This is a genomic window from Salipiger sp. ABF4_146, from assembly GCF_056161345.1.
Genome location: NZ_JBSWYX010000009.1, coordinates 124,496 through 146,023, shown reverse-complemented (window position 1 = coordinate 146,023; position 21,528 = coordinate 124,496). Strand labels below are relative to the sequence as shown.

Genomic DNA, 21,528 nt, shown 5'->3' with positions numbered 1-21,528 from the left:
GATACATTCGGCCTGATACGACCCGGGCGGCAGGCATCCTACCGCGTCGCCCGGAGCCATCACACCGAGTTCCGAGCCACCTTAACTTTTGCGCTGTGCGTCAACCGTCAGAGCGGCCAGGCGATAGAAGCCATGCGCCATCTTGGTGAAGGGCGTCAGCAGGAAAAAGGCGAGCACGGCGCCGAGGTGCAGCACCAGCAGTGCCGGCACCGCAGGCGTCTGGCCAAGCGCATAGAGCGCCAGCCCACTGAAGGCCACGAAACCCAGCAACCCGATAAAAGCGATTTCGCCGCCGAAAGCCAGTACCGTACCAAGGTGGCGATCCGCACGCAGTTTCAGCCGGATCATCTCGACGCAGCCGATCGTCAGCAGCAGCCCGCCCGTGATCCCCAACAGTTTCGGCGGGGAGAACAGCCCATAGGGCGCGGGCATGTCGAACACGTAGTGCATGATCGTAGCGACACTGGTCGCGGCGAAACACAGAAGGAAGCCGTACATCACCGCCTGATGCACGGCGCGTCTGGCGTGCGTGAACCGGTCTTCGTGCTCGAAATTGCAGCCGTCGCCGTGCCCGCCCTTCAGATTCTTCATCTGCGCCGCGCTGCGCAAGGCCGCGAGAACCTGGGCGGGACGCAACGGCCCTGCCCCGACATGCCGCCAGTAACGACGCAAGCTGACGCCGATACTGACCAGCGGAAACAGGAAGGCAGGTAGGAAGATAGCAGCCATCGCATTGTGGGGCAGTACGGCGTAGAACCCTTCTCCGCCCACCGGGGCCAGCGCACGCGCGGCCCAGAACAGCAGGGCAAAGCCCATCACCGTCACCAGTGCAATCAGCGCGCCATTCTTCTGGAACGCCTTGCCGGCGGCGCGTGGAAAGGCGAGCTCTTCCCAGCTGTCTTGCCGCACATTGGCCAATGCCTGTGGCAGGTTCAGGTCAAACTCGTGCGGGGCCGTATATTGGCAGGCATAGTAGCAGCCCCGGCAGTTGTGACAAAGATTGGCCAGCTGCGCCAGATCCCCATCGGCAAAGGCGCGTTCGGCATGCAGCGCCGGGAAGACCGAACAATAGCCTTCGCAGTAGCGGCAGGCGTTGCAGATCTCGGCCTGACGACGGGCCTCCTGCAGCAGATCAGGTTGCATTTGCATGGGCGGCGGCCTCCTTGCCTGCGATGCGTCCGAAGACGGTTCCGATGGTCATGCCGAACCCGGCAAGATAGCCTTGGCCAAGGATCGAACCGGCCATGGTTTCCCCGGCGGCCCAAAGGTTGGCCACCGGACGGTTGCCAATGGCGCATTGCGCGCGGTCGTCCACTCTCAGCCCGAGATAGGTAAAGGTCACGCCCGTGCGCAGTGAGTAGCCGTAGAACGGCGGCTCGGTGATCGGGCGGGCCCAGTTGGTCTTGGGCGGGTTGAGGCCGGTGGTCGAAACGCCATCCAGCTCGGTCGGGTGAAACCCGGACGTGTCGCCGCAGCTGTTGTTGAACTCGGCCACGGTCTGCACCAGCGCATCGGCGGGCAGGCCCATCTTGCCCGCCAGCTCTTGCAGCGTGACGGCCTTGATCGGCGGGAAAACCGAAGGCATGAACAATTCTAAAGACTTGGCGTCGATGATGACGTATCCCACCTGATCGGGTTGCGCCGCGACAAGGCGCCCCCAGATGGCGTAGCGCTTGGGCCAGACATCCTCGCCCTCGTCATAGAACCGTTGCGCGTCCTTGTTCACCACGATGGAAAACGGCACGCAGTCCAGCCGCGTGACGATGCCGCCGTCGAACTTGGGCGCGCGGCCGTCGATGGCCACAGCGTGACATTGCGTCGGGTCGCCCACCTGTTCGATGCCCTGCTCAAGCAGGTCGGCCAGCACGACGCCACGGTTGTAGGGCGTGCCGCGAATGAGGAAGTTCTTGGCCGCCGGTCCCCAAGCCCGCGCCAGCCAGTCGGTATCGGCCTGAAACCCGCCCGAGGCCACCACGACGGATTTTGGCGCAATCGAGTGGCTCTTGCCGTCCTGTGTGTAGTCGATGCGCGTCACGCGATCATCGTCGAGATCCAGATGGGTGACAGCGGCCTCGTATGCGACCTGCACCCCCAGCCGTTCGGCGGTGCGATAGTAGGCATTCACAAGGCTCTTGCCGCCGCCAAGGAAGAAGGCATTCGTGCGGGCCAGCGACAACGTGCCCGACAACGACGGCTGAAAGCGCACGCCGTGATCCTGCATCCACGGCAGGCATTCCTCAGAGGAGCGAATGGCCAGCCGTGCGAGGACTTCGTCGGTCTTGCCGCCTGTGACCTTCATCAGGTCGGCAAGGTATTCCTCTTCGGTGTAGCTATCGACCAGCGGCCCCAGAGGGCCGTGGTGCATACAGCGAAAATTGCGGGTGTGGCGGGAATTGCCGCCACGATATGGCTTTGGCGCGGTTTCAAGGATCAGCACGCGCGCACCGGCTTCGGCGGCGGTGATGGCCGCACAAAGCGCCGCATTGCCGCCACCGATAATGGCGATGTCGGGACGATCTAGGGTCACAGGAGGTCTCCATCGTAGCTGGGTGCGTGGACCGGGCGGGCGCGCAGGGCACGGACCCGCACACGCTGTGCCGCCTCGATGTGGGCGCGCATGGCGGCTTCGGCCAAGGCACCGTCGCGCGCCTTGATCGCATCGAGGACGCCGAAATGCTCTTCCACCGCCTTCTCGGCCCGGTCCGGTTCCGTCAGGGTCGTCGGGCCGAGGATCATCAGGGCGCGTTTCAGCGCGTGGATCGACCGCGCGAGGAACCTGTTCTTAGCCGCATCCAGCAGCGCGGCATGAAACTGCCGGTTCAGGATGAACGCCTCTGGCGCGCTGCCAAGCGTCTTCATCTGGCGGTTCATGTCGACGAGTTCCTCGATCTCGATGTCCGAGGCCGCCCGCGCCGCAAGCCGCGCGGCGGCGCCTTCGAGCACAGCGCGCATCTCGTAAAGCTCCATGACCTCAGCGTAGTCGAGCGTCCGGATGCACGCACCCTGCCGGGGCACATGGGTGACGATGCCGTCCGCCTCAAGCTGACGGATGGCCTCGCGCACCGGGGTGCGCGACATGCCCAGACGCTCTGCCAATTCGGTTTCGCGCAGCCGGTCGCCCGGATTCAGTCGTCCCTCGCGCAGTTCCGTAAGCAGGCGCAGATAGGCGTTGTTGCCCTGCGGCGTGCCGTCGTCGGCTGTCATGGTCGCCCTCTGTTCGCACAAGTCAAATCTTGTGTACAGCTGGATACCGGCGTATTCATTGTCGCGTCAACCCGTCTGGAGGCCGTTTTGCGCAAACATCTCACGCACCCCCAAATGCGCCGCGCGCTGACCTTTGTTCTGGCCTCTCTCGGCACCGGGCTGTTCTGGTGGCTCGGCCTGCCCCTGCCCTTTCTGTTCGGGCCGATGGCCTTCTGTCTCGCCGGGGCGCTTGTGCATCTGCCGCTGAAAGGCTTCGGTCAGGCGTCCGTCGCAGCCCGCACCATCTTGGGCGTGGCCGTGGGCGCGTCGATCACGCCCGAGATCATCGCGGAGCTGCCGCGCATGGCGCTGTCGGTGGCGCTGGTGCCGGTCTTCATCGCCGTGATCGCAGCGGTGGGCGTGCCATTCTTTCGGCGGATCTGGGGCTTTGACCTGCCCACCGCCTACTACGCGGCGATGCCCGGCGGCCTGCAGGACATGGTCATCTTCGGCACCGAAGCGGGCGGCAACCCGCGCGCCCTGTCGCTGATTCACGCCACCCGCGTACTGCTGATCGTGACGCTGGCGCCGGTCTTCCTCGGACAGTTATATGGCGCTGAAATGAGCAATCCGATCGGTGCGCCGGTGGCGGACCTGCCATGGCACGAGCTGGCGATCATGGCGCTGGCGGCGCTGATCGGCTGGAAAGGCGGAGAGCGCATCAGCCTCTTCGGGGCCTCGATCCTCGGGCCGATGATCGTCACGGCGGCCCTGTCGCTGACCGGCGTAGTTCATTTCCGGCCCCCGGCAGAGGCCATCCTCGCGGCGCAACTCTTTATTGGCTGCGGCATCGGCATCCATTTTCTCGGCGTGACATGGCGCGAGCTGACGCGCGTGGTCGCGGCGGGGGTGGCCTACGTGCTGCTGCTGGCGCTGCTCGCGGCGGGGTTCACCGCCCTGGTCACGGGGCTTGGGCTTGGCGACCCGGTTCCGGCCTTCCTTGCCTTTGCGCCCGGCGGTCAGGCCGAGATGACGGTGCTGGCCATCGTAACCGGCGCGGACCTGGGATTCGTCATCACGCACCACCTGACGCGCGTCGTGATCGTGATCGTCGGCGCGCCGGTGGTGGCGGGGCTCATCGCGCGACGGCGGAAGGGTTGATCATGTGGATCGGCGCGCCCGCCGCGTAGGCGTTCACCTGCTCGAAGATGTCGGCAAACTGCTTGTCGAACTCGTCTTCCGTGACAAAACCGATATGCGGTGTGGCGATCAGCTTGGGATGAGACAGCAGCGGATCGGCGGCGTTGGTCAGCGGTTCGCTGTCGAAGACATCCACCGCCGCCATGCCCGGCCGCCCGGCATCCAGCGCCCGCAACAAGGCGCCGGGCGCGATCAGCCCGGCCCGCGAGGTGTTCACCAACACGGCGCGTGGCCCCATCGCCGCCAAATCCTGCGCGGTGACAATGCCGCGCGTCTCCGGCGTCAGCCGCAGATGCAGCGAGACCACGTCACAGTCCGCAAAGAACGCCGCGCGCGAGTCGCCAACGGTCTGGCCATCCGCCTCTGCCCGCGCGCGGCCTGCCTCTGACGACCACCAGACCACCTCCATTCCGAAGGCGCGGGCGTAGTCGGCCACGACCCGCCCGATGCGCCCGTAGCCATAAAGACCCAACCGGCGTCCGCGCAGGCTGCGCCCGACCCCCATCTGCCAGCCGCCCGCCTTTGCGCTGTCCATCTGCTGCGGCAACTGGCGCATGGCGGAGAGGATCAGGGCAAATGTCAGCTCGGCCGCGGCGTGGTTCGCGCCGCCGCCGCCCCTGTTGGAACACAGCAGAACGCCGAGATCGGTACAGGCGTCGACGTCCACATGCGGATACTGTCCCCGTTGCGAGATCAGGCGCAGATTGGGCAGCCGTTGCAGCAACTCGCGGGTGATCTGTGTCCGCTCGCGAAACAGCACGACGCAATCCGCCGCCGCCAGCCGTTCCGCCAGTTTCACCGGATCGGGCTCATGATCGGTCCAGACCGTGACGTCATGGCCCGCCAGCCGCGCGAAGCACGGCAGACCGCCCAGCGTATCGAACCAGTCGTCGAGAATATGAACCTTCATGACACGCCTTCAGCCTCGACCCGCAAGCGCCTTGATCGCCCGGCTGACGCGCTCGTGCACGATGTTCAGATCGCGCTGGTCCTGTGCCTGTTCCATGCGCTGGCACAGGTCCTGCCGTAGCGTTTCGAGTTCCTGACGGATGCGGCTGATGCGTTCGAAATCGTTCATGTCTGGCTCGTCGTGTCAGTGGGAGAGAAGGACGGGAATCGTGGTGCGCGACAGGATCTCCGATGTCACGCCGCCCAGAAAATCCTCGCGGAACTTGGAATGCTCGTAGGCCCCCAGTACCAGCAGCGAGGGGTCGTGCTTGCCACACCACGTCAGCAAGGTCTCTGCAACGGGATGCGTGCTGGGCCAGTCTTCGTGAACGGTGCTGACGCCGTGTCGGTCGAGATGGCGCAGAAGATCCGCCACTGGCCAATCCCGCCGCGGACCGACCGTCAGAACGCTGACATGACCATCGTCTTCGAGCAGGCGCAGGCTGTCCGACAGGGCGCGCGCAGCGGCACGCCCGCCGTCCCACACAAGCGCCGCATGACCGTGATCGGCCCCCGCGTCATAGCCCCGCGGGACCACGATCACCGGGCGCCCCGACAGCAAGGCGATGCGATCGGGATGCAACGTCACGTGCTCATCGTCAGTGTCGGAATGATTGCCGACAACCAGCATGTCGTAGTGCCGCGCGGCCTCGGACAGCACCGCATCGACACGGCCTGTCACCTCCTTGAGCTGGAGCGCGTTGGACAGCCCGAGCGCCGCGCGCTCCGACTCGAAGCTCGCTTCGATCTCCTGCAGCAGACTGGTATTGGCCGCCTCCAGCAGGGCGCGGGCCTCGCGCGGGATCCATCGGGACCGGCGGTCGATCACCTCATGTGTGGTATGCGCCAGCATGGCCGTCACATGGGCATCGAAGCGTTTCGCCAGCGCCGCCGCATAGCGCAGCGCCGCCACCGATCCGTCCGACCCGTTGAAAGCCACCAGCAGGTTCATAACCGGCATGTCAGTGCCCTCCCCAGACGGTTGCAGGGACATAGACGCGACCATCCGCCAGCTTGCGGGCGGTCCGCAGCAGCCCCGCAGAATTGAGCCTGAACTGGTTGTTCAGCTCGAAATCCACCAGCACCTCGATGGTGCCAGAGGCATGTTCCAGCACGACATTGGCCGGGCTTTGCGCGGGGCGGTCCAGCAAACCGTCCGCCACGGTCCCCGGCGTCAAGGCGCAGGAGGCCAGACATTGCGACCCGGTCACCGCCATCGACGGATGCGTCGTCCAGGGCATGAAGTAGCGGGTGCAGATCGTGCCGCCGTCCCGCGCCGGAGCCAGAAGGCCGAATTTCGGCGTCACCGACTTTGACACATCGCCCATGCCCATCGCGGCCCCGGCCTGCAGGCGCACCGCTTCCATCCTTGCAAAGAAGTCGCGGTTGTCGTCCAGTTCCTGAATGGTTTCGTAGCCGCTCAGGCCGAAGTCCACCGCGCGGGCGATCACCATGGGCATAGCCACATCCATGCAGGTGACCTCGATCCCGTCGAAGCTGTCGCGTAGGTTCCCCGTCGGCAGGAACGCGCCGGTGGACGATCCCACGACGCCCATGAAGTTCAGCGCAATGGGCGCCGCGGTGCCAGGCACCCCGGCAATCACTGCGTCTCCGCCGTAGCGCATCGCGCCGCCCGGCGTCTGGACCCGCGCCAGAACACGCGCGCCTGTGTTGACGGCGCGAATGCGCACCTCTGTTTCGTCGCCGGTGGGCGCGACCAGCCCCATCTCCACCGCGGCCGGACCGACACCCGACAGGATGTTGCCACAGGTGGGTTTGAAGTCCACCAGGCGGTCCTTGACCGAGACCTGGGCAAAGAAGTAATCCACGTCGGCCCAGTCATCGTCCGATGGCGACAGCATCGCCACCTTGGTCGTCACGGCGACACCGCCGCCGATACCGTCGATGTTGATCGCGTGCCCCGATCCGACGACCGCCAAAAGCACCTCGGCCAGTGTCTCGCGGTCCTCGGGCAGATCTGCGCGATTGAAATACGGCCCGCGCGAAGTGCCTCCGCGCATGAAGACGTAAGGAATCCCTGTCTGGGTCATTTCATTCATCCTGTTGGATCAGTTCAGCGGCCAGGGCAGGTCGGTCACGTCCTGCAGCAGTCCCGGCGGGAAATCGCGGTTCAGCGCCCCGGCCATCACGCACATCAGCGCGATGCCTGCGGCAGTCAGGATCAGCGTCTTGGGCCAACCCGCCTGCGCGCGAACCCGCAGGAACGACATGAGAAAACCGAGCAGCGCGAGGATGAAGCCAAGCAGCCAGGTCGCCACGATCAGCCCCCCGAACCATGCCAGCGTCGACCACAGCCCATAGGGCGCGTCGGCATCCTCTCCGGCCATTTCCTTGTCGGCGAAGATACTGTCGGTCTCTGGCCGCAGCAGCATCTGCACCAGCACGATCAGCAGGGCGCCCAGCGTGATCCCCCCCACGACCAGTGGCACGATCTTGTCGGTCATGTTGTAGTCGGGGATCATGTTCGCGTTGATCAGCGCAGCCACGACATAGGCCAGGATGACCATCAGAAAGACCAGCGGAGCGCGCTTCGATCCGGCCTGGACATCGCCCTCGGCCATGATGGATTTCGCCTGCCGCAGCCCCAGCACGATCGAGACCACCGTGATGATCAGCAGGACGATCACGATCGGCGAGAAGATGTACTGCATCCCCGCCTCAAAGGAGTCGCGAAAGCGGAAGGACGCGATCTGGAATGCCTGGTTGGAGAATTTCTCCACCGGGTTGGACAGCACGAAACCGATCAGGAAGGCCGGGCGCGACCAGTCGAAACGGCGCAGGAAAATGCCGATCAGGCCGATGGCAAACAGCGCGAGGATGTCCTCGAAGTTCTGCCCCGACTGGAACGCCGCGAAGCTGATCAGCATGAACAGGAACGGCGCGAGATAGGTGAAGCGGATCGTTGTCAGACGCGCGATGCCGCCCGAGGCCGCGATGCACAGCAGCGTGCCGACCACGTTGGCCAGCGCCAGCAGCCAGACGATGGAATAGGTGATGTCGAGATTGTCGCGCAGCATCGATGGGCCGACTTCGATGTCGCCCGATCCCAGCAGCGCAATTGCCCCGATGAAGATCGCCATCGACCCTGATCCGGGAATGCCGAACAGCAGCGTCGGCACCAGCCCGCCGCCTTCCTTGGCGTTGTTCGAGCTTTCGGGGCCGACGACGCCGCGGATCTCGCCTTTGCCGAATTGCGACTTGTCCTTCGTGGTCTGAACCGCGTGGCCATAGGCGATCCAGTCGACGACCGAGCCGCCAAGGCCGGGGATTACCCCGACGACGACGCCAATCAGCGAACAGCGCAGCGACAACCATTTGTTGGCGACCCAGTCCCGCACGCCGTCTCCCCAGCCCGCACCCAGTTCAGCGTTCCGGGCGATGGCGCGGTCTTGGCGGAGAAGGCTGACGATTTCCGGCACGGCAAAGATGCCAAGGCCCACGATCACCAGCTTCAGACCATCGGTCAGATACGGGATGTCATAAGACGCCATGCGCAGGCTGCCGCCCGCGTCGGCCTCGCCAATGGTGCCTATCAACATGCCAAGCCCGGCGGCGGCAAGCCCCTTGAGCGCCACGCGCCCCGCCAGCACCGCCACCATGGACAGGCCGAGGATGGAGATCATCAGCATCTCCGGCAGGCCAAAGGCCAACACCAGCGGACGCGCCACCACGATGAACATCGTCAGGAAGGCCGCGCCGACCAGCCCGCCGAACAGCGAAGAGGTGAAAGCCGCCGACAGCGCCCGCGCCGCCTGCCCTTTTTTCGCCAGCGGAAAGCCGTCCAGCACCGTCGCCTGCGATGCGGAACTTCCGGGAATGCCCATCAGCACCGAAGCAAAGGTGTCCGAAGTCGGCACAACGGCCACCATCCCCACCATCAGCGCCAAGCCCAGAAGCGGGTCCATGCCGAACATGAACGGCAGCAGAAGCGATAGGCCCGCGATGCCGCCCAGGCCGGGGAAGACCCCCACGGCAAGGCCCATGACGACGCCGAGGACAAGGTAGCCCAGGACGACAGGTTGCAGAATCATGGCCCATGCCTGGCCAAGCGCAGGCAGGGCAGTGGCGAAAAGGTCCATCGCACCGGCTTTCGATTTTGAATGTGAAGAGAGAGAGGAGGCGGTCCCGCGCGGCGTGCGCCGGGACCGCCGAGGGTGCTGCTTAGTTCAGCGTCACGCCATAGGCTTCTTGCAGCCAGTTCTGAACGTAGGCCTTGGCTTCCGGCGACACGGTGGTGCCGGTTTCGGTGGCGCGCTGCGCGCCGTCACCGACGAAAACCTCGTACTTGCCCACCTGCTTGGCTGCGATGGTCGGGAAATCCTCGCGCGAGCGGACCGCGTCGAAGGCCGCCGAGAAGGTCGCCGCCACATCGTCCGGCGTGCCTGCGGGCAGGAAGGCGATCTTCTGCACCGGGAACCCCGCGACGAAGAAGGCTTTCCATGCGTCCCATGCCTCGCCGGACGTCTCGCAGCCGTCGGTGGCTTCGCAGACTTCCTTGAAGGTCGAGAGATCCGGGAAGGTCGGGTCACGCACGATGTTGCCATCCGCATCTAGCGCGCCCCAGGTCATCATCGGCACGGCCTTGCCCTGCTCGACCAGGTCCGCCGAAGCGCCGAGGTAGCCCGAAGAGGTCTGATAGTCGATCGTCGCCTCGCCGCGTTCGAACATCAGGCGGCCGTCACCGCGGCCCTTGATGCCAAAGACCGGCTCTACGTTCATGCCCAGCATTTCCCAGGCCAGCAGCGGCACCAGATCGAGGCGCGTCGCGCCCTGCGAGCCGTAGATGAAGTCGATGTCCTTCAGCGCATTGGCGGAGCCGTCGAAATTCGCGCCGTCTTCGGCGTTCAGATAGGCCACGCCGCCGGTGCCCGAGGCCATGACAGGCACCCAGTCGCTATACTCATAACGCACACGCGGATCGCCCAGCAGGTAGGGAAACTGCGTCGAACCGGAGGTGCCGAACAGCAGCGTGCCGTCGTCGTATTCCTGCTCCTGGAACCAGTTCGCGCCCTTGGTCGAGCCTGCACCCGGCATGAATTTCACCACGACGGTCGGATTGCCCGGCAGTTCTTCGGACAGAAGCGGCGCAAAGAAATTCGCCCATTTGGCCGAGCCACCGGTTTCCGAGAACGGGATCACCCATTCGATCGTCTTGCCGGACATGTCGACGTCGGCCAGCGCCGGGGCTGCAACCAGTGTGGCTGCCGCAACCGAGGTTGCAAGTTGCTTGATGGTCATTGGTTTCCTCCCGTAGACCGATGCCGGTGCCGCCCGTGGATCGGCACCTTGCGGTGTTATCATTTCAAGGGAATGATTCCCTCCTCCAACGGCGCCAACATGCCGTCCCAACCTTGCGCGAAACTTGCGCAATATGCTGAAGAAGTAACCATGCGCATTGCCATAATCGAAGACAACGAAGCCCTCGCCCAAGGTATCGCCTTCAGGCTGAAAGATCGGGGCCATGCGGTAGACCTTCTGCATGACGGAGCGGAGGCGGATGCCTTCCTGTCGCAGGAGGGCGCAGACCTTGTGGTGCTGGATCTGAACCTGCCGGGCATGGATGGACTCGATGTCCTGCGGGCGCTGCGCCGCAGGGGCGACGGGACGCCGGTGATCTTGCTGACCGCCCGATCCGACACCGCAGAGCGTGTCGCGGGACTGGACGCCGGGGCGGATGATTACCTTACGAAACCCTTTGAAATGGACGAGCTGGAGGCGCGGCTGCGCGCCATGGCCCGGCGCAAGGAGCTTGAATTCAGCGCGCGCGACACGCTTGGCCCACTCGTCTTTGACCGCACATCCCGGCAGCTGTTGCAGGACGAGGCGCCAATGGACATCCCCCGCAAAGAGATCGCCACGCTGGAATGCCTGCTGGAACGGCGCGGCCGGATCGTTTCGAAGGCGCAGCTGATCACACATGTCTATGGCACCGGGTCAGACGCCGAAGACAGCGCAATCGAGCCGCATGTCTCGCGCCTTCGCAAACGCGTCGCCCCCTTCGGGATCAAGATCAAGACAGCCCGCGGACTGGGCTACATGCTCGAGATTGTCGATCCATGAAGGCGCTGTCGCTGCGAATGCGGCTGGTCCTCGTGATCCTGCCGCCGCTGCTTCTGGTGTCCGTCCTGTTGGGCTTGTGGCGGTTCGAGGTGGCACAGCGCACCTCCGAAGAGCTCTTTGACCGCAGCCTGTTGTCCGCAGCACTGGCGATTTCGCGCGATGTGGCGATCTCCGAAGGGGATGCGCTGTCGCCCGGCACGCGGCGCGTGATCTCGGACGCAGGTGGGGGCGAGCTGTTCTACCATGTCACCGGGCCGGGCGGCATCTATGTCACCGGCTACGCCTACCCGCCGCGGCCGGAAACGAAAATCGAGCGCGACATGCCCTTTTATTACGTCGCAAACTACCGGGGCGAGGAAATGCGCGTGTTGCGTTTGATCGAAAGTCGCACCATCGGCAACCTCTCCGGCGATACCGTCGTCACTGTCTGGCAGCGCGTCAGCGAACGTCGCGCCTTTGCGCGGGAACTCGCGCTGCGCGCAGCGGCGCTCATGGCTGGTCTGATGACAGCACTGGCACTGGTGATCTGGTTCGGCGTGCAGATCGGGCTTCGCCCGCTCAACGACCTGCAGGACGCGATCCGTAAACGCTCACCGGACGACCTCGGGCCAATCCGCCGTGCCGTCCCGAAAGAGGTGTCAGGCATCGTCTCCACCCTCAACCGACTGTTTGGACAGGTGCAATACAGCATCGAAACCCATCAGGCCTTCATCTCGGATGCGGCCCATCAGCTACGCAATCCGGCCGCCGCAGTGCTAGCGCTGGCGGAAACACTGCCCGATGTACGCGACCCGGCCGCCCGCACCGCGCGTCATCACGAACTGATCAAGGCCGCCCGCTGGTCAGCCCGACTGTCGGAACAGCTGCTGTCCCTGGAACGGCTGCGCTACGACACCGGGACGGCGATGAGGCTGTTGGATCTGAACAGGGTTGTCGAAGAGACCTGTCGTAGCTTTGCGCCCAAGGCGCTGTCAGGGGATCTCAACTTCGTCATGGAGACGGCGCCCGATCCCTTGATGGTCGCGGGCAACCCGTTGCTTCTGGGCGAAGCGGTGATGAACCTGTTGGAGAACGCCTTGACCCACGGCGGACCTGGCCTGCGCAGCATTTCTGTGCGCACACTGGCTGACGGCGACAAATGCGTCGTGCTGATCCGAGACGATGGCGTAGGCATTCCCGAGAATCAGACCGACGTTGCCTTTCGCCGCTTCTCGCAGTTGCGCAATGGCGAGGGGTCGGGGCTGGGGCTGGCCATCGTGGAACAGGTGATACACCGGCACGATGGTTCTGTGCAATTGGATAGCAGCGCTGGGGGTCTGACTGTCCGACTGGAGCTGCCGAGTGCCTGAAAGCCTGGCTGGATGGATTGGACGTTCCGAGATACGCATAACGCGATGTGCGATCCGGCCTTCGCGGCCGACACGTCCGCGCCGATCGACCGCGCGGCCATCAGCCAGTGCCACGGCCGAGCCGATGACGACCATAGTCGATCCGCCGGCGAAAACCGTCGGATCACCGGCGGCGAGCGCCGTCCACATTGGACAGCAGGTACGCGTCTATCACCGCCGTCAGGGATTGTAAGGCCAGCTTCCTCCCAGCGGGATCGCCCGCGGGAAAAAGGACTGGTAGTGTCCCAACGCTTGGTGTAGAAGGCCGCGCGCGGAGCCCCCGGGGTAGCTCAGCGCGCGGCCGGGTGTAACGCTGGCGGCCACCGCCGATCTTCGAGAAGGTTCAGGTTGCGAGACCTTGAAGCAAAAACGGAGATGAAGATGACCGATGACAGAATGACGCCGATTGAGCTGGTTGAGAAGCAGGCCGATGGCGATCTCGTGCGCGAGATGCTGGCCTTCGCGGCCGAGCGGATCATGGAAGTGGAGGTCGGGGCGTGAACCGGTGCCGGGAAGGGCGTTCGCTCTCCCCAGCGGGAGGTTCAGCGGAACGGTTACCGGGACCGCGACTGGAACACTCGTGCCGGGCGGATCGCGCTGGAAATCCCACGGCTGAGAAAGGGGAGCTACCTGCCCAGCCTCTTGGCGCCGCGACGGACGGCTGAGAAGGCGCTGGTGGCGGTGATCAAGGAGGCTTACGTCCACGGGGTCTCCACACGCTCCGTAGACGATCTGGTGAAGGCGATGGGCGCTGGCGCCATGTCGAAGAGCCAAGTCAGTCGCCTTTGTGTCGAAATAGACGAGCGGGTGAACGCATTCCTCTCCCGGCCGCTCGAAGGCGCCTGGCCCTATCTCTGGCTCGACGCGACCTACTTAAAAGTGCGCGAGAGCGGGCGGATCATCAGCCGCGCCGTGATAATAGCGGTAGTTGTGAAAAAGGACGGGAAGCGCGAGGTTCTCGGCGTCACCACCGGTCCATCCGAAGCAGAAACGTTCTGAACCGACTTCCTGCGCTCTCTCGCCGACCGTGGCCTGCGCGGCGTGAAGTTGGTGGTCTCCGATGACCACAAGGGGCTGCGGGCTGCAGCGCGGCGGGTGTTCAACGCGACGCATCAGCGCTGTCGCGTTCACTGCGCCAAGCCAAGCACACGGCCAAGACGTATTGCGCCTTCGGCCCCGACGAAAAACGCTGTGACAAGCTCCTCCGCCGAGGCATCCTGCGCCTCTGCCATGGCCAGCGCCGCGGGGTAGATGCCGACCGAAAGGTGACCGACGTGGTCAAAATGTGTATCGTCGTAATCCAGCGCATGAGAGATGGTGCCATTGACCATCGCCGCCGTTCGCGCCGGCGCATGGCTGCCGCCGAAGACCGAAACCTCGGCGGACGCCTGCCCCTCGGACGCGGCAAAGCTGCGTATCTTCGTGGCCACGGGCTCGGATGCCCCGGCGATGCCGCAGATCAGCCAGTCGACCAGCGAAACGCGGGCCAGCGCGAGGGCCTCTGCCGGGCAGTGGGCCAGCGGCAGCGCCGCCAGCTCGATCAGTGCATCAAGCGGTTCTGCGACGAAGTTTTCCCGCCTGGCGACATGTGCTTCGAGCATGGGGCGACCTCTTGTTTGTCACCCGTAGCATCCCGTTTAGGTCCTTCGCGGGCCAATAGTTCTTGGCTCTGTCCGCCATAGAAGGAAGTTCTGACCGGCGATGCGAAGGGTGGATTTGGCTTAGACTAGAAGGCAAGTTCGCGATGAGCCGGTGTTTGGCAAGCAACTTGGTCGACTTTCGCGGGTCGGCAGTGACCGATAGTTCTAAATTATGTGTGTCTTTTCATCGCTGTTCCGCTTCAAACCAATCGCAACGGCTTCGCCAACGCCGCGCTAAGCTGAGGGTGAAGACGCACCGCCAAGGCGGGTGCCCCCTCTCTGGCCCTTCACTCGGGAAAGGCGCGCCTGCATTGCGAGGCCTTGCCGCGATACGCGCTCTGCTCCTGCAGCAGCGCGGCCTCGAGGCGCTGCAGCTTCGCGCGTTCTTCGGCGACGTCGATCGGCACGGCCTGCTCGCGGGGCCCCGGATCCGAGGCGACACAACTGGTGACCCCGCCATAGCGGTAATAGCCGCCATAATAGCCCGAGCAGAACCCGACGGTCGCTCTGGAACGGGTGACATGCACCGCATAGCCGCGGTCGATGTTCCCACGCGCGACCTCGATGCGCTCTTCGAGGTTGCGAACCCGCGCCCCCGCGCGGTCGAGACATTGTTCCTGAGGCGTGGCGCAGCCCATGACGACAAGCGGCAGAGCAAGCAACATGCGATGGTTCATCATCTCCTCCTCATCGAAGATGCAACGCTCTGGAAAGCCTACTGGCTTTCCCACCCAAGTGAAGAATTTTCCAACAAGAATGCCATTTTCGTGATCACCGGCAGCGCCGCAAAGGCGCTGCCGGAAAGGCGGCCGAGCGAGAGGGTCCGGCCCGGCTCGGTCAGGGCGACCACGCGATCCAAGTAGTCGATCCCGTCAGAGCTGCGGCTCGAATAGGTCTCGTCAAAGAGGTTGTCCACATCGAGCCTGATCTCAAGCCCTTCGACCCCGCGCGGTGTGTAGCTGGCGTGGAGGTTCACCACCTCATAGCCGGGCAGGTCCACCTCGGTGTCGGTGTTCTCCAGCGCGACCTCCGCCGCGCCGCCAAAGCGCCATTGATCATTCGCGGCAAAACCGGCCTCAAGCGCGAAGATATGGCCGACCGGACGGCCAAGGTAATAAGAGGTCGAGCCGATGGTCTCTTCGTCCAGTTCCACATTCGCATAGGTGTAATTCAGACGCGCGAAACCCTGATCGGCAGTATAGCCGACCGAGCCCTCGAAGCCCTTCGAGACCAGATCGCTCTGCGCGCCGCGGTCGCCGCCGGTGGGCAGGCCCGAGGTGATGTCGTCCACCTGCGTGTAGAAGAGCGCGCCGCTTGCCTCCCACGGGCCGCTGCCGTAGCGCAGGCCCAGACGCGCGGAATCGCCAGCAGCCAGTTCCGCCAGTCGCATCCGCAAGACATGGGCACCGCCGCCAGCACTGCCACCGCCGCGCCGGAGGCGTCATAGATTTCCAGCTGCCAATGCAGCAGCGCGGCCGCAACCCAGACCGTGCCGACCTGCTTGAGATCGAGCGCAAAGCGCGCGACCGCCGCCTCGCAGAACATCACCTCGTCCTGCAGCGCGATCCGCGCGATCTCTCCGGTCTGCGCCTGCATCAGCCCGGTGGCGCAGACGATGCGCGTGAGGGCGCGGCGCCGGGCCTGCAGGTAGCCGATGAACTGGGGCAGCGCATGCGGCTGGACCTGCCAGGCCCGCGACCGGCCAATATGGGGCAGCGTTCGCAGCCGCGCCCGTCCGCGGTCGTGCAGAAAATCGTTGAGATGATGCTCGGCGCTGCCATGGTCCCAGCGGTCCCGCGCCTGCCGCACGGCCGCAATCGAGACCACGTTTCCGGCTGGGCGGGCGGTGGGCGGTGCAAGCGCCGCCGCCGGGCCGGCGTGCGATCTCTCGGATCGGTAGCTTTTCCCGCAAGGCCATGCGGCGGATGACGTTCAAGAGTCCCATGTGGATCACTCCGGAATCCCCCGCTGCAAGCTGCGTCGCAGAGAGGGTCACATGGATCAATTCTCAACGGAAATTACGCGCTCTCCCGGGTCAGTTCTGGGTGGAAATCAACACCTTTAATATATTCTAGGCGTGAAGGCATCGGACATTCGGGAAATTGCGGACGTGATCCCCTCTGAATTTGCGGCGTCTAGATACTTGCATTGATCCAAACTAAGATCACTGGCCCCTAGATATGTGATAATATAGATAGCGCGCCGGTGTCTGACATTGCCACCTCCTCCATGCTCAGCCTTGTCCGCAAAGTATCCTGCAACACCCGCGAGCCAAATCCCACCCGTGGCATCAGGGATGCCAAAACGAGGAACTTCTCCGCGGCGATCACGAAGGGCGCTATTTCCTGAATATGAAATGCAATCTTGAAGTGAATACTTCAAGAACATTCGCATAACCGCTCGATCTATTTTTCCGTCCAGATTATCTCTGGGATCTGCTGCCCCACCCCTTTGGATCCAACGCTCAATGGCATGTCGAGTGATGACGATATCCATATCTATTTCAGAATCTGCTTTGAAAGCTATCCTCCGATGGATATATCTCAAGGTATCCTGCTCAAATATTACGTCAGAGGAAGCGTATTGTCCCTCTGAGTTTCTAACGATATACCTGAGAATTACGGAAAGCACGGGAGACGCATGCCTGTTTTCTACGCCGCAGTAAACACATCCAGACCTCTTCTGAATCCTTCTCGCTACCCTCTCAAGAGATTTGACCCCGAAACCACTCCTCTTAGAAAATGCTTCATTGATAATATGCGGAGATATTTTTTCCTTGCTGAATCGGAGTATTAGCCTCGTCACCAAACCCCGGCTATAGGTTGTTCGAGCATCCTCTTCCGAAATTAGGTGGCCCACGACCTACCCTCTCTTTCGTCAAATATCTTGCACCATCGACTCTTGTCTGACTATAAAAGTCGCAAATCACGGCAAGAAGTCAAGTCGCGTTGAACACAGCCTTGCGAGATATTATTGCGCTCCACATTGGAAGACAAAAATTCTCCGATTCCGGAGTGGAGTCATCGATTATATTGAGGATGCCTAACTAAAAAAGACCCGGCCCCAAAAGGCCGGGTCAGTAGTCCGAAGGAAACTGAATGCCTAGGTATTCCTGGGTACTCCGCTTTAGGATCATTTTTGTCTGGTGTCCACCCCCGTCGAGATAATCCACAATCAGCACCGGACATGATCCAAGAGTGAGGGCACCAACCTAATGTGAGCGAGGAGAATATCTCTCCTCACTCAATTCACCCACTCACTCGGCGGCGGTGATGCGGCTCAGCCGGTCGCCGGTCGGGTCGTCCTCGCCGCGCGACTTGTTGACCACGTAGACATGGCCGGTGCCATCGTGGGTCAGGTGGTTCGGGGTGCTGCCGACATCGAGATTGGCGAGGATCTCGCCCTCGGGCGACACCACCACCACCGCATGCGCGCCGCGCAGCGCGACGAAGACATTGCCGCTCTTCGGCTCGACTGTGACGTTGAGCGGGTTGGCTCCGACATTGACCGCGCCGAGCTGCTCGCCGCTCTCGGCATCGAGGATGGTGAGCATGTCGTTGCCCTGCCCCACGGTGTAGACGCGGCTGCCGTCGGCACTGGCTGCTAGCCCGATGGTCGACACCGAGCCATCCACCGCGAAGCCGCCGCTCTGGCTGCCACTGGCCAGATCGATCACCGCCACTTCCTCGCTGCGCAGGCTCGACACGAAGAGCTTACCGGCATCTTCCGCCAGCGCGAGGCTGGCGCTGGCGAAGGTCTGGCCGCGGCGGCTCGACGCCAGTTCGATCTGCGCCACCTCTTCGAGGGTTTCAGTGTCGAAGACATGCACATAGGGCTCGAAGGTCGCGCTGACGTAGACCTTGTCGCCATGCGCCACCGCGTCGCGCGGATGGCCCACCGCCTCGGGCGGGAACTGCTTGATCAGCGACAGGTCTTCGGCGTCGTAAACGGCGACGGTGTTCTGCCGGGTGTTGGTCACCCAGACTTGCCCGGCGTCTTCAGCAACGCCGACGCCATAGACCGCGAACAGCCCGCCGTCGCTGCCGTCGGCGCGCGCCGGGGCGGCCTCGGGCGACACTTCGGCTAGCACCTCGAGCGTTGCCGGGTCGAGCTTGGCGAGCGCGCTCTGCTTCACCGGCGGGCGGCCCACCGCGCCGGTGACATAGAGCGCCTGATCGGTCACCGCCACCTGGTAGGGGTTGCGCACCGCGGGGGCCGAGGTCACCTCGAACAGCTCGGTGCCGAGCGGTTCCAGCGCGCGCGACACCTTGAGATCGAAGGTCAGCGCATAGGGTGCCGCGCCGCCAAGCTCGGCGACCACCGGGTAGAGCCCGGGGGCCGCGCCCTCGGGAATGGTGATCTCGGCACTGAAGCCGCCCTCGGCATCGGCCTCATAGGCGGTGCCCCCGTTCAGCGCCTCGCCGTTCTGGCGCAACATCACCGGCTGGTTCGGCGCGAAGCCGTTGCCGTTGATCCGGGCGGTGCCGCCCGCGAGGATCGGGCCGCGATCCGGCCCCGAGGCCCCGAGCCGCCCATCGAAACCGCCAAGCGCAGTGAAGGGGTCAGCCGCGGCGGCGCCCGCCAGCAGCGCTGCCAGGGCGACCCCACCCAGTGCGCGCTTCAGCGCGCCGGTTGCAGAATTCCGTGTCATTGTATCGCCTTTCATGTGCTGGCAGAGCCGTCGATGCTCCACCCGCGACCGGCGCGGGTGGAGCCTTGCTCGGCATCGTGATGCGCCGGCCTCAGAACGTCTTGGTCAGGCCGAAATAGTAGGCCCGGCCCGGTTCGTTGTAGGTGTTGGCCCCATCGCCCGAGCGCAATATCTCCGTATTGAAGACGTTGGTCACCCCAGCCTTCAGGTTGAAGCCGTTGTCGAACTGGTAGTTCATGCCGAGGTTGACCAGCGTATAGGGGTCGCGGTCCTCAGTATCGCTATTGGCGTTGCCTGTCGTCGCGCTGTAATCCGAAGCTTCAATCTTGCCGTAATGGGTCAGCGACGGGGTGACAGCCAAGTGCTCGTTGGCCTGCCAAGTCAGAAATGCGTTGATCGTGTATTCCGGAACGAGCGACAGCGGCACCTTGACCGTCTCACCACCGTCCAGCGTAAGCTTCTGCTCGGACTCGATCATATACGTTCCGTTGACCGCAAGCCGGAAGTCTTCACCCAGCGGCATGGCGAAACTACCCTCGACGCCGGAGACCACTGCTTCGGGGATGTTTTCCCACTGGAAGACGTTGTAGGTTGTGCCGTCTTCCGTGACCGTGCCCACGCGCTGTGTGCCCGACTGGATCTTGTCACGGTAGTCGTTGTGGAAATAGGTCAGCGTCGAGACGATACCGTTGTCGCCGTTATACGCGATACCGATTTCCTTGTTGATCGAAGTTTCGGGATCGAGATCGTCGTTGCCCAGAACCCGGCACTGGCTGTAGCGCGAAAGCTCGCCATCCGCGTCGACATAGTAGGGGCAGCCACCGCCACGGGTCGCGTAGATATATTGTTCGGACATCTGGTAAAGACTCGGCGATTTGAACGCCTTTGCCACGCCACCTTTGACCGTCCATTCCGAGTTCAGGGCGTAAGACGCGTTCAGACCGCCGGACCAGTTGTAGCCGAAGGTATCCGCATAATCGAGCCGCACTGCCGGAGTAAGGGTCAGCTTATCGGTCGCCTCAATGTTCTCTTCGTAATAGAGACCGACGTTCAGCTGCTCGGTGATCGGATCGTTCTCATCAGGATCTGAGCTGACGATGCCGAAATCGAAGTCGATCGAATTGGCGGTATACTCCGACAGATCAAGCTTCTCATAACGCAACTCCGCCCCGATAGTCGCTGCTGCGGGGCGTCCGAAGAAGGTGCGGTCGAGGTAAACCTCGGACTTGCCCGACACACTGTCGAGGACCGCCTCATCCCAATCGGATGTGCTGTTGATCGTACCTTCACCACCACCATTGAGCCCTTCGGTCAACCGGCGATTGTCGGTGCGCTCGTACTGGATAAAGCTGTTGGTCTCGCCCCACCCATAGGAACCAAGGTGAGTCAGCGCGAATGTGCCGCGCTTCATCACGTTGGTTTCTTCGCCGTCGTCCGCAAGCTGGTTGATCGTACCCTCACCGGTGCTGTCCGCCGCGCCACCGCGCAGTGTGTCTCCAGCGTAGATGTTGCCCTGACGAGAATAGCCCAGCTCGATGTTGAATTGGTTGGCGTCGCTCGGCGTCCAGTCAAGACGCAGCGTGAAGTCTTTGTTGATTACACCCTCGGAGCCGGCGGTGTAATCGCAAACTTCCTCGCCGGTATCCTCGTTGATCTCACAGCTGGCTACTTCGGCGTTCACGTCGGGATCGTCGCCGTCGGTCTTGTTGTAGTTGGCTGAAAAGCGCAGAGCGAAATCCTCGTTCAGGCGCTTGGCCCAAAGCAGGTTGTAGCGCTGGGTCATCCCCTCGGCGTCGCTCTCGGGAATGTCGAAGCTGGTGCCGATCTGCAGAAGGTCTTCCTCTGGAGCCTTGGTAATGATGTTCACCACGCCGCCCGCTGCGCCTGAGCCGTATCGGGCCGCAGCCGGGCCGCGGATGACCTCGATGCTTTGCACCATCTCGGCAGGCACCCAGTTGGTATCGCCGCGCGTGTCGCGCTCGCCCGAACGGCCCATCTTGACTGCTGTGCGAGACATTACCGGTTTGCCGTCGATCAGAACCAGAACGTTTTCCGGACCCATACCGCGAATGTCGACCTGGCGCTGGTTGCCCCGGTCACCCGACGGCGAGGTGCCCGACAGGTTCACACCCGGCATCTTGCGGATGATCTCGGACACGTCGTTAACGACGGGAAGGCGTTCGAGATCCTCCTCGGTGATGGTCGAGGTGCCAAGCGCCTGCTTGATCTGTTCCTCGGCGGTCAGTACGATGGTGCCAAGCTCGTACCCCTCGTCCTCGAGCGTCAAATCCTGCGCGAGCGCCGGGGCAAGAGGGGTGAGCGAGAGAAGTAAGACGGCCGTGCCAGAGCTCAGCCGCGCGCGTGCGGAGGCCATGCGCGTTCCTTTCTGTTTACAGTGAGGGAGGAGCGCTGGCGGAGGCTGGCTTTCGCCCCACGA

Annotated in this window: 19 protein-coding genes and 1 pseudogene; 5 read left to right on the top strand and 15 right to left on the bottom strand. The window is 63.5% G+C overall.

The features are described from left to right. Positions 1 to 81: 81 nt before the first annotated feature. The 3 genes from tcuB to ACXAJT_RS14560 are packed head-to-tail and all read right to left on the bottom strand — an operon-like array spanning position 82 to position 3,204. A complete protein-coding gene (gene tcuB, locus ACXAJT_RS14570) occupies positions 82 to 1,143 on the bottom strand; it encodes a tricarballylate utilization 4Fe-4S protein TcuB (protein ID WP_475236363.1) in 1,062 nt (353 codons plus the stop codon). Beyond that, positions 1,133 to 2,527, bottom strand: a complete 1,395-nt coding sequence (gene tcuA / locus ACXAJT_RS14565; protein ID WP_475236362.1) for an FAD-dependent tricarballylate dehydrogenase TcuA — start codon at positions 2,525 to 2,527, stop codon at positions 1,133 to 1,135. The genes tcuB and tcuA overlap by 11 nt, the downstream gene beginning before the upstream one ends. Further along, positions 2,524 to 3,204, bottom strand: coding sequence for a GntR family transcriptional regulator (locus ACXAJT_RS14560; RefSeq protein ID WP_475236361.1), 681 nt, complete (start codon positions 3,202 to 3,204; stop codon positions 2,524 to 2,526). Before ACXAJT_RS14560 ends, tcuA begins: the two co-directional genes overlap by 4 nt. A 114-nt stretch (positions 3,205 to 3,318) precedes the next feature. Here ACXAJT_RS14560 and ACXAJT_RS14555 point away from each other — a divergent pair, with 114 nt between their 5' ends. Beyond that, positions 3,319 to 4,344, top strand: coding sequence for an AbrB family transcriptional regulator (locus tag ACXAJT_RS14555; protein ID WP_475236502.1), 1,026 nt, complete (start codon positions 3,319 to 3,321; stop codon positions 4,342 to 4,344). Here ACXAJT_RS14555 and ACXAJT_RS14550 read toward each other — a convergent pair. The 6 genes from ACXAJT_RS14550 to ACXAJT_RS14525 form a co-directional block, all read right to left on the bottom strand. Beyond that, positions 4,319 to 5,293, bottom strand: a complete 975-nt coding sequence (locus tag ACXAJT_RS14550; protein WP_475236360.1) for a D-2-hydroxyacid dehydrogenase family protein — start codon at positions 5,291 to 5,293, stop codon at positions 4,319 to 4,321. The two genes, ACXAJT_RS14555 and ACXAJT_RS14550, sit on opposite strands and share 26 nt — an antisense overlap. Positions 5,294 to 5,302: 9 nt before the next feature. Then, the gene (locus tag ACXAJT_RS14545; RefSeq protein ID WP_475236357.1) at positions 5,303 to 5,461 is read right to left on the bottom strand and encodes a hypothetical protein; all 159 of its coding nucleotides are present in this window, start codon (positions 5,459 to 5,461) and stop codon (positions 5,303 to 5,305) included. A 15-nt stretch (positions 5,462 to 5,476) separates the two neighbouring features. Further along, a complete protein-coding gene (locus tag ACXAJT_RS14540; RefSeq protein WP_475236356.1) occupies positions 5,477 to 6,292 on the bottom strand; it encodes a universal stress protein in 816 nt (271 codons plus the stop codon). A gap of 1 nt (position 6,293) precedes the next feature. Beyond that, positions 6,294 to 7,382, bottom strand: coding sequence for a 4-oxalomesaconate tautomerase (locus ACXAJT_RS14535; protein WP_475236354.1), 1,089 nt, complete (start codon positions 7,380 to 7,382; stop codon positions 6,294 to 6,296). Between the two features lie 18 nt (positions 7,383 to 7,400). Further along, complete coding sequence (locus ACXAJT_RS14530; RefSeq protein ID WP_475236353.1) at positions 7,401 to 9,431, bottom strand: tripartite tricarboxylate transporter permease; 2,031 nt, start codon at positions 9,429 to 9,431, stop codon at positions 7,401 to 7,403. A gap of 82 nt (positions 9,432 to 9,513) precedes the next feature. Next, positions 9,514 to 10,590 carry a tricarboxylate transporter gene (locus tag ACXAJT_RS14525; protein WP_475236351.1) on the bottom strand — a complete coding sequence of 359 codons (1,077 nt, stop codon included), beginning with the start codon at positions 10,588 to 10,590 and terminating at the stop codon, positions 9,514 to 9,516. 150 nt (positions 10,591 to 10,740) lie between these two features. Here ACXAJT_RS14525 and ACXAJT_RS14520 point away from each other — a divergent pair, with 150 nt between their 5' ends. The 3 genes and pseudogenes from ACXAJT_RS14520 to ACXAJT_RS14510 all read left to right on the top strand — a co-directional run. After that, entirely contained in the window at positions 10,741 to 11,412 is a 672-nt protein-coding gene (locus tag ACXAJT_RS14520; RefSeq protein WP_475236349.1) for a response regulator transcription factor, read from the top strand. Further along, complete coding sequence (locus ACXAJT_RS14515; RefSeq protein WP_475236348.1) at positions 11,409 to 12,761, top strand: sensor histidine kinase; 1,353 nt, start codon at positions 11,409 to 11,411, stop codon at positions 12,759 to 12,761. The genes ACXAJT_RS14520 and ACXAJT_RS14515 overlap by 4 nt, the downstream gene beginning before the upstream one ends. Before the next feature lie 420 nt (positions 12,762 to 13,181). Continuing rightward, a pseudogene (locus ACXAJT_RS14510) lies at positions 13,182 to 13,931 on the top strand (IS256 family transposase); the annotation flags it as partial. On the opposite strand, the gene ACXAJT_RS14505 reads toward ACXAJT_RS14510, so the two are convergent. The 3 genes from ACXAJT_RS14505 to ACXAJT_RS14495 form a co-directional block, all read right to left on the bottom strand. Further along, positions 13,928 to 14,401 (bottom strand): MmgE/PrpD family protein, encoded by a 474-nt coding sequence (locus ACXAJT_RS14505; protein WP_475236345.1) that lies wholly within the window; start codon positions 14,399 to 14,401, stop codon positions 13,928 to 13,930. The pseudogene ACXAJT_RS14510 and the gene ACXAJT_RS14505 sit on opposite strands and share 4 nt — an antisense overlap. Positions 14,402 to 14,727: 326 nt before the next feature. Beyond that, a complete protein-coding gene (locus tag ACXAJT_RS14500; RefSeq protein ID WP_475236343.1) occupies positions 14,728 to 15,117 on the bottom strand; it encodes a hypothetical protein in 390 nt (129 codons plus the stop codon). 38 nt (positions 15,118 to 15,155) lie between these two features. Beyond that, positions 15,156 to 15,830 carry a TonB-dependent receptor domain-containing protein gene (locus ACXAJT_RS14495; RefSeq protein ID WP_475236342.1) on the bottom strand — a complete coding sequence of 225 codons (675 nt, stop codon included), beginning with the start codon at positions 15,828 to 15,830 and terminating at the stop codon, positions 15,156 to 15,158. Positions 15,831 to 15,901: 71 nt separating this feature from the next. Between ACXAJT_RS14495 and ACXAJT_RS14490 the strand changes: the two genes are divergently transcribed. Beyond that, positions 15,902 to 16,369, top strand: a complete 468-nt coding sequence (locus ACXAJT_RS14490; RefSeq protein ID WP_475236340.1) for a hypothetical protein — start codon at positions 15,902 to 15,904, stop codon at positions 16,367 to 16,369. A 132-nt stretch (positions 16,370 to 16,501) separates the two neighbouring features. Here the strand turns inward: ACXAJT_RS14490 and ACXAJT_RS14485 are convergent, their stop codons facing one another. The 3 genes from ACXAJT_RS14485 to ACXAJT_RS14475 all read right to left on the bottom strand — a co-directional run bounded on the left by ACXAJT_RS14485 (position 16,502) and on the right by ACXAJT_RS14475 (position 21,465). Then, positions 16,502 to 17,299, bottom strand: a complete 798-nt coding sequence (locus tag ACXAJT_RS14485; protein ID WP_475236336.1) for a hypothetical protein — start codon at positions 17,297 to 17,299, stop codon at positions 16,502 to 16,504. A 397-nt stretch (positions 17,300 to 17,696) separates the two neighbouring features. Beyond that, positions 17,697 to 19,091, bottom strand: a complete 1,395-nt coding sequence (locus ACXAJT_RS14480) for a YncE family protein (protein WP_475236335.1) — start codon at positions 19,089 to 19,091, stop codon at positions 17,697 to 17,699. Between the two features lie 91 nt (positions 19,092 to 19,182). Next, the gene (locus tag ACXAJT_RS14475) at positions 19,183 to 21,465 is read right to left on the bottom strand and encodes a FepA family TonB-dependent siderophore receptor (RefSeq protein WP_475236334.1); all 2,283 of its coding nucleotides are present in this window, start codon (positions 21,463 to 21,465) and stop codon (positions 19,183 to 19,185) included. Positions 21,466 to 21,528 lie beyond the last annotated feature (63 nt).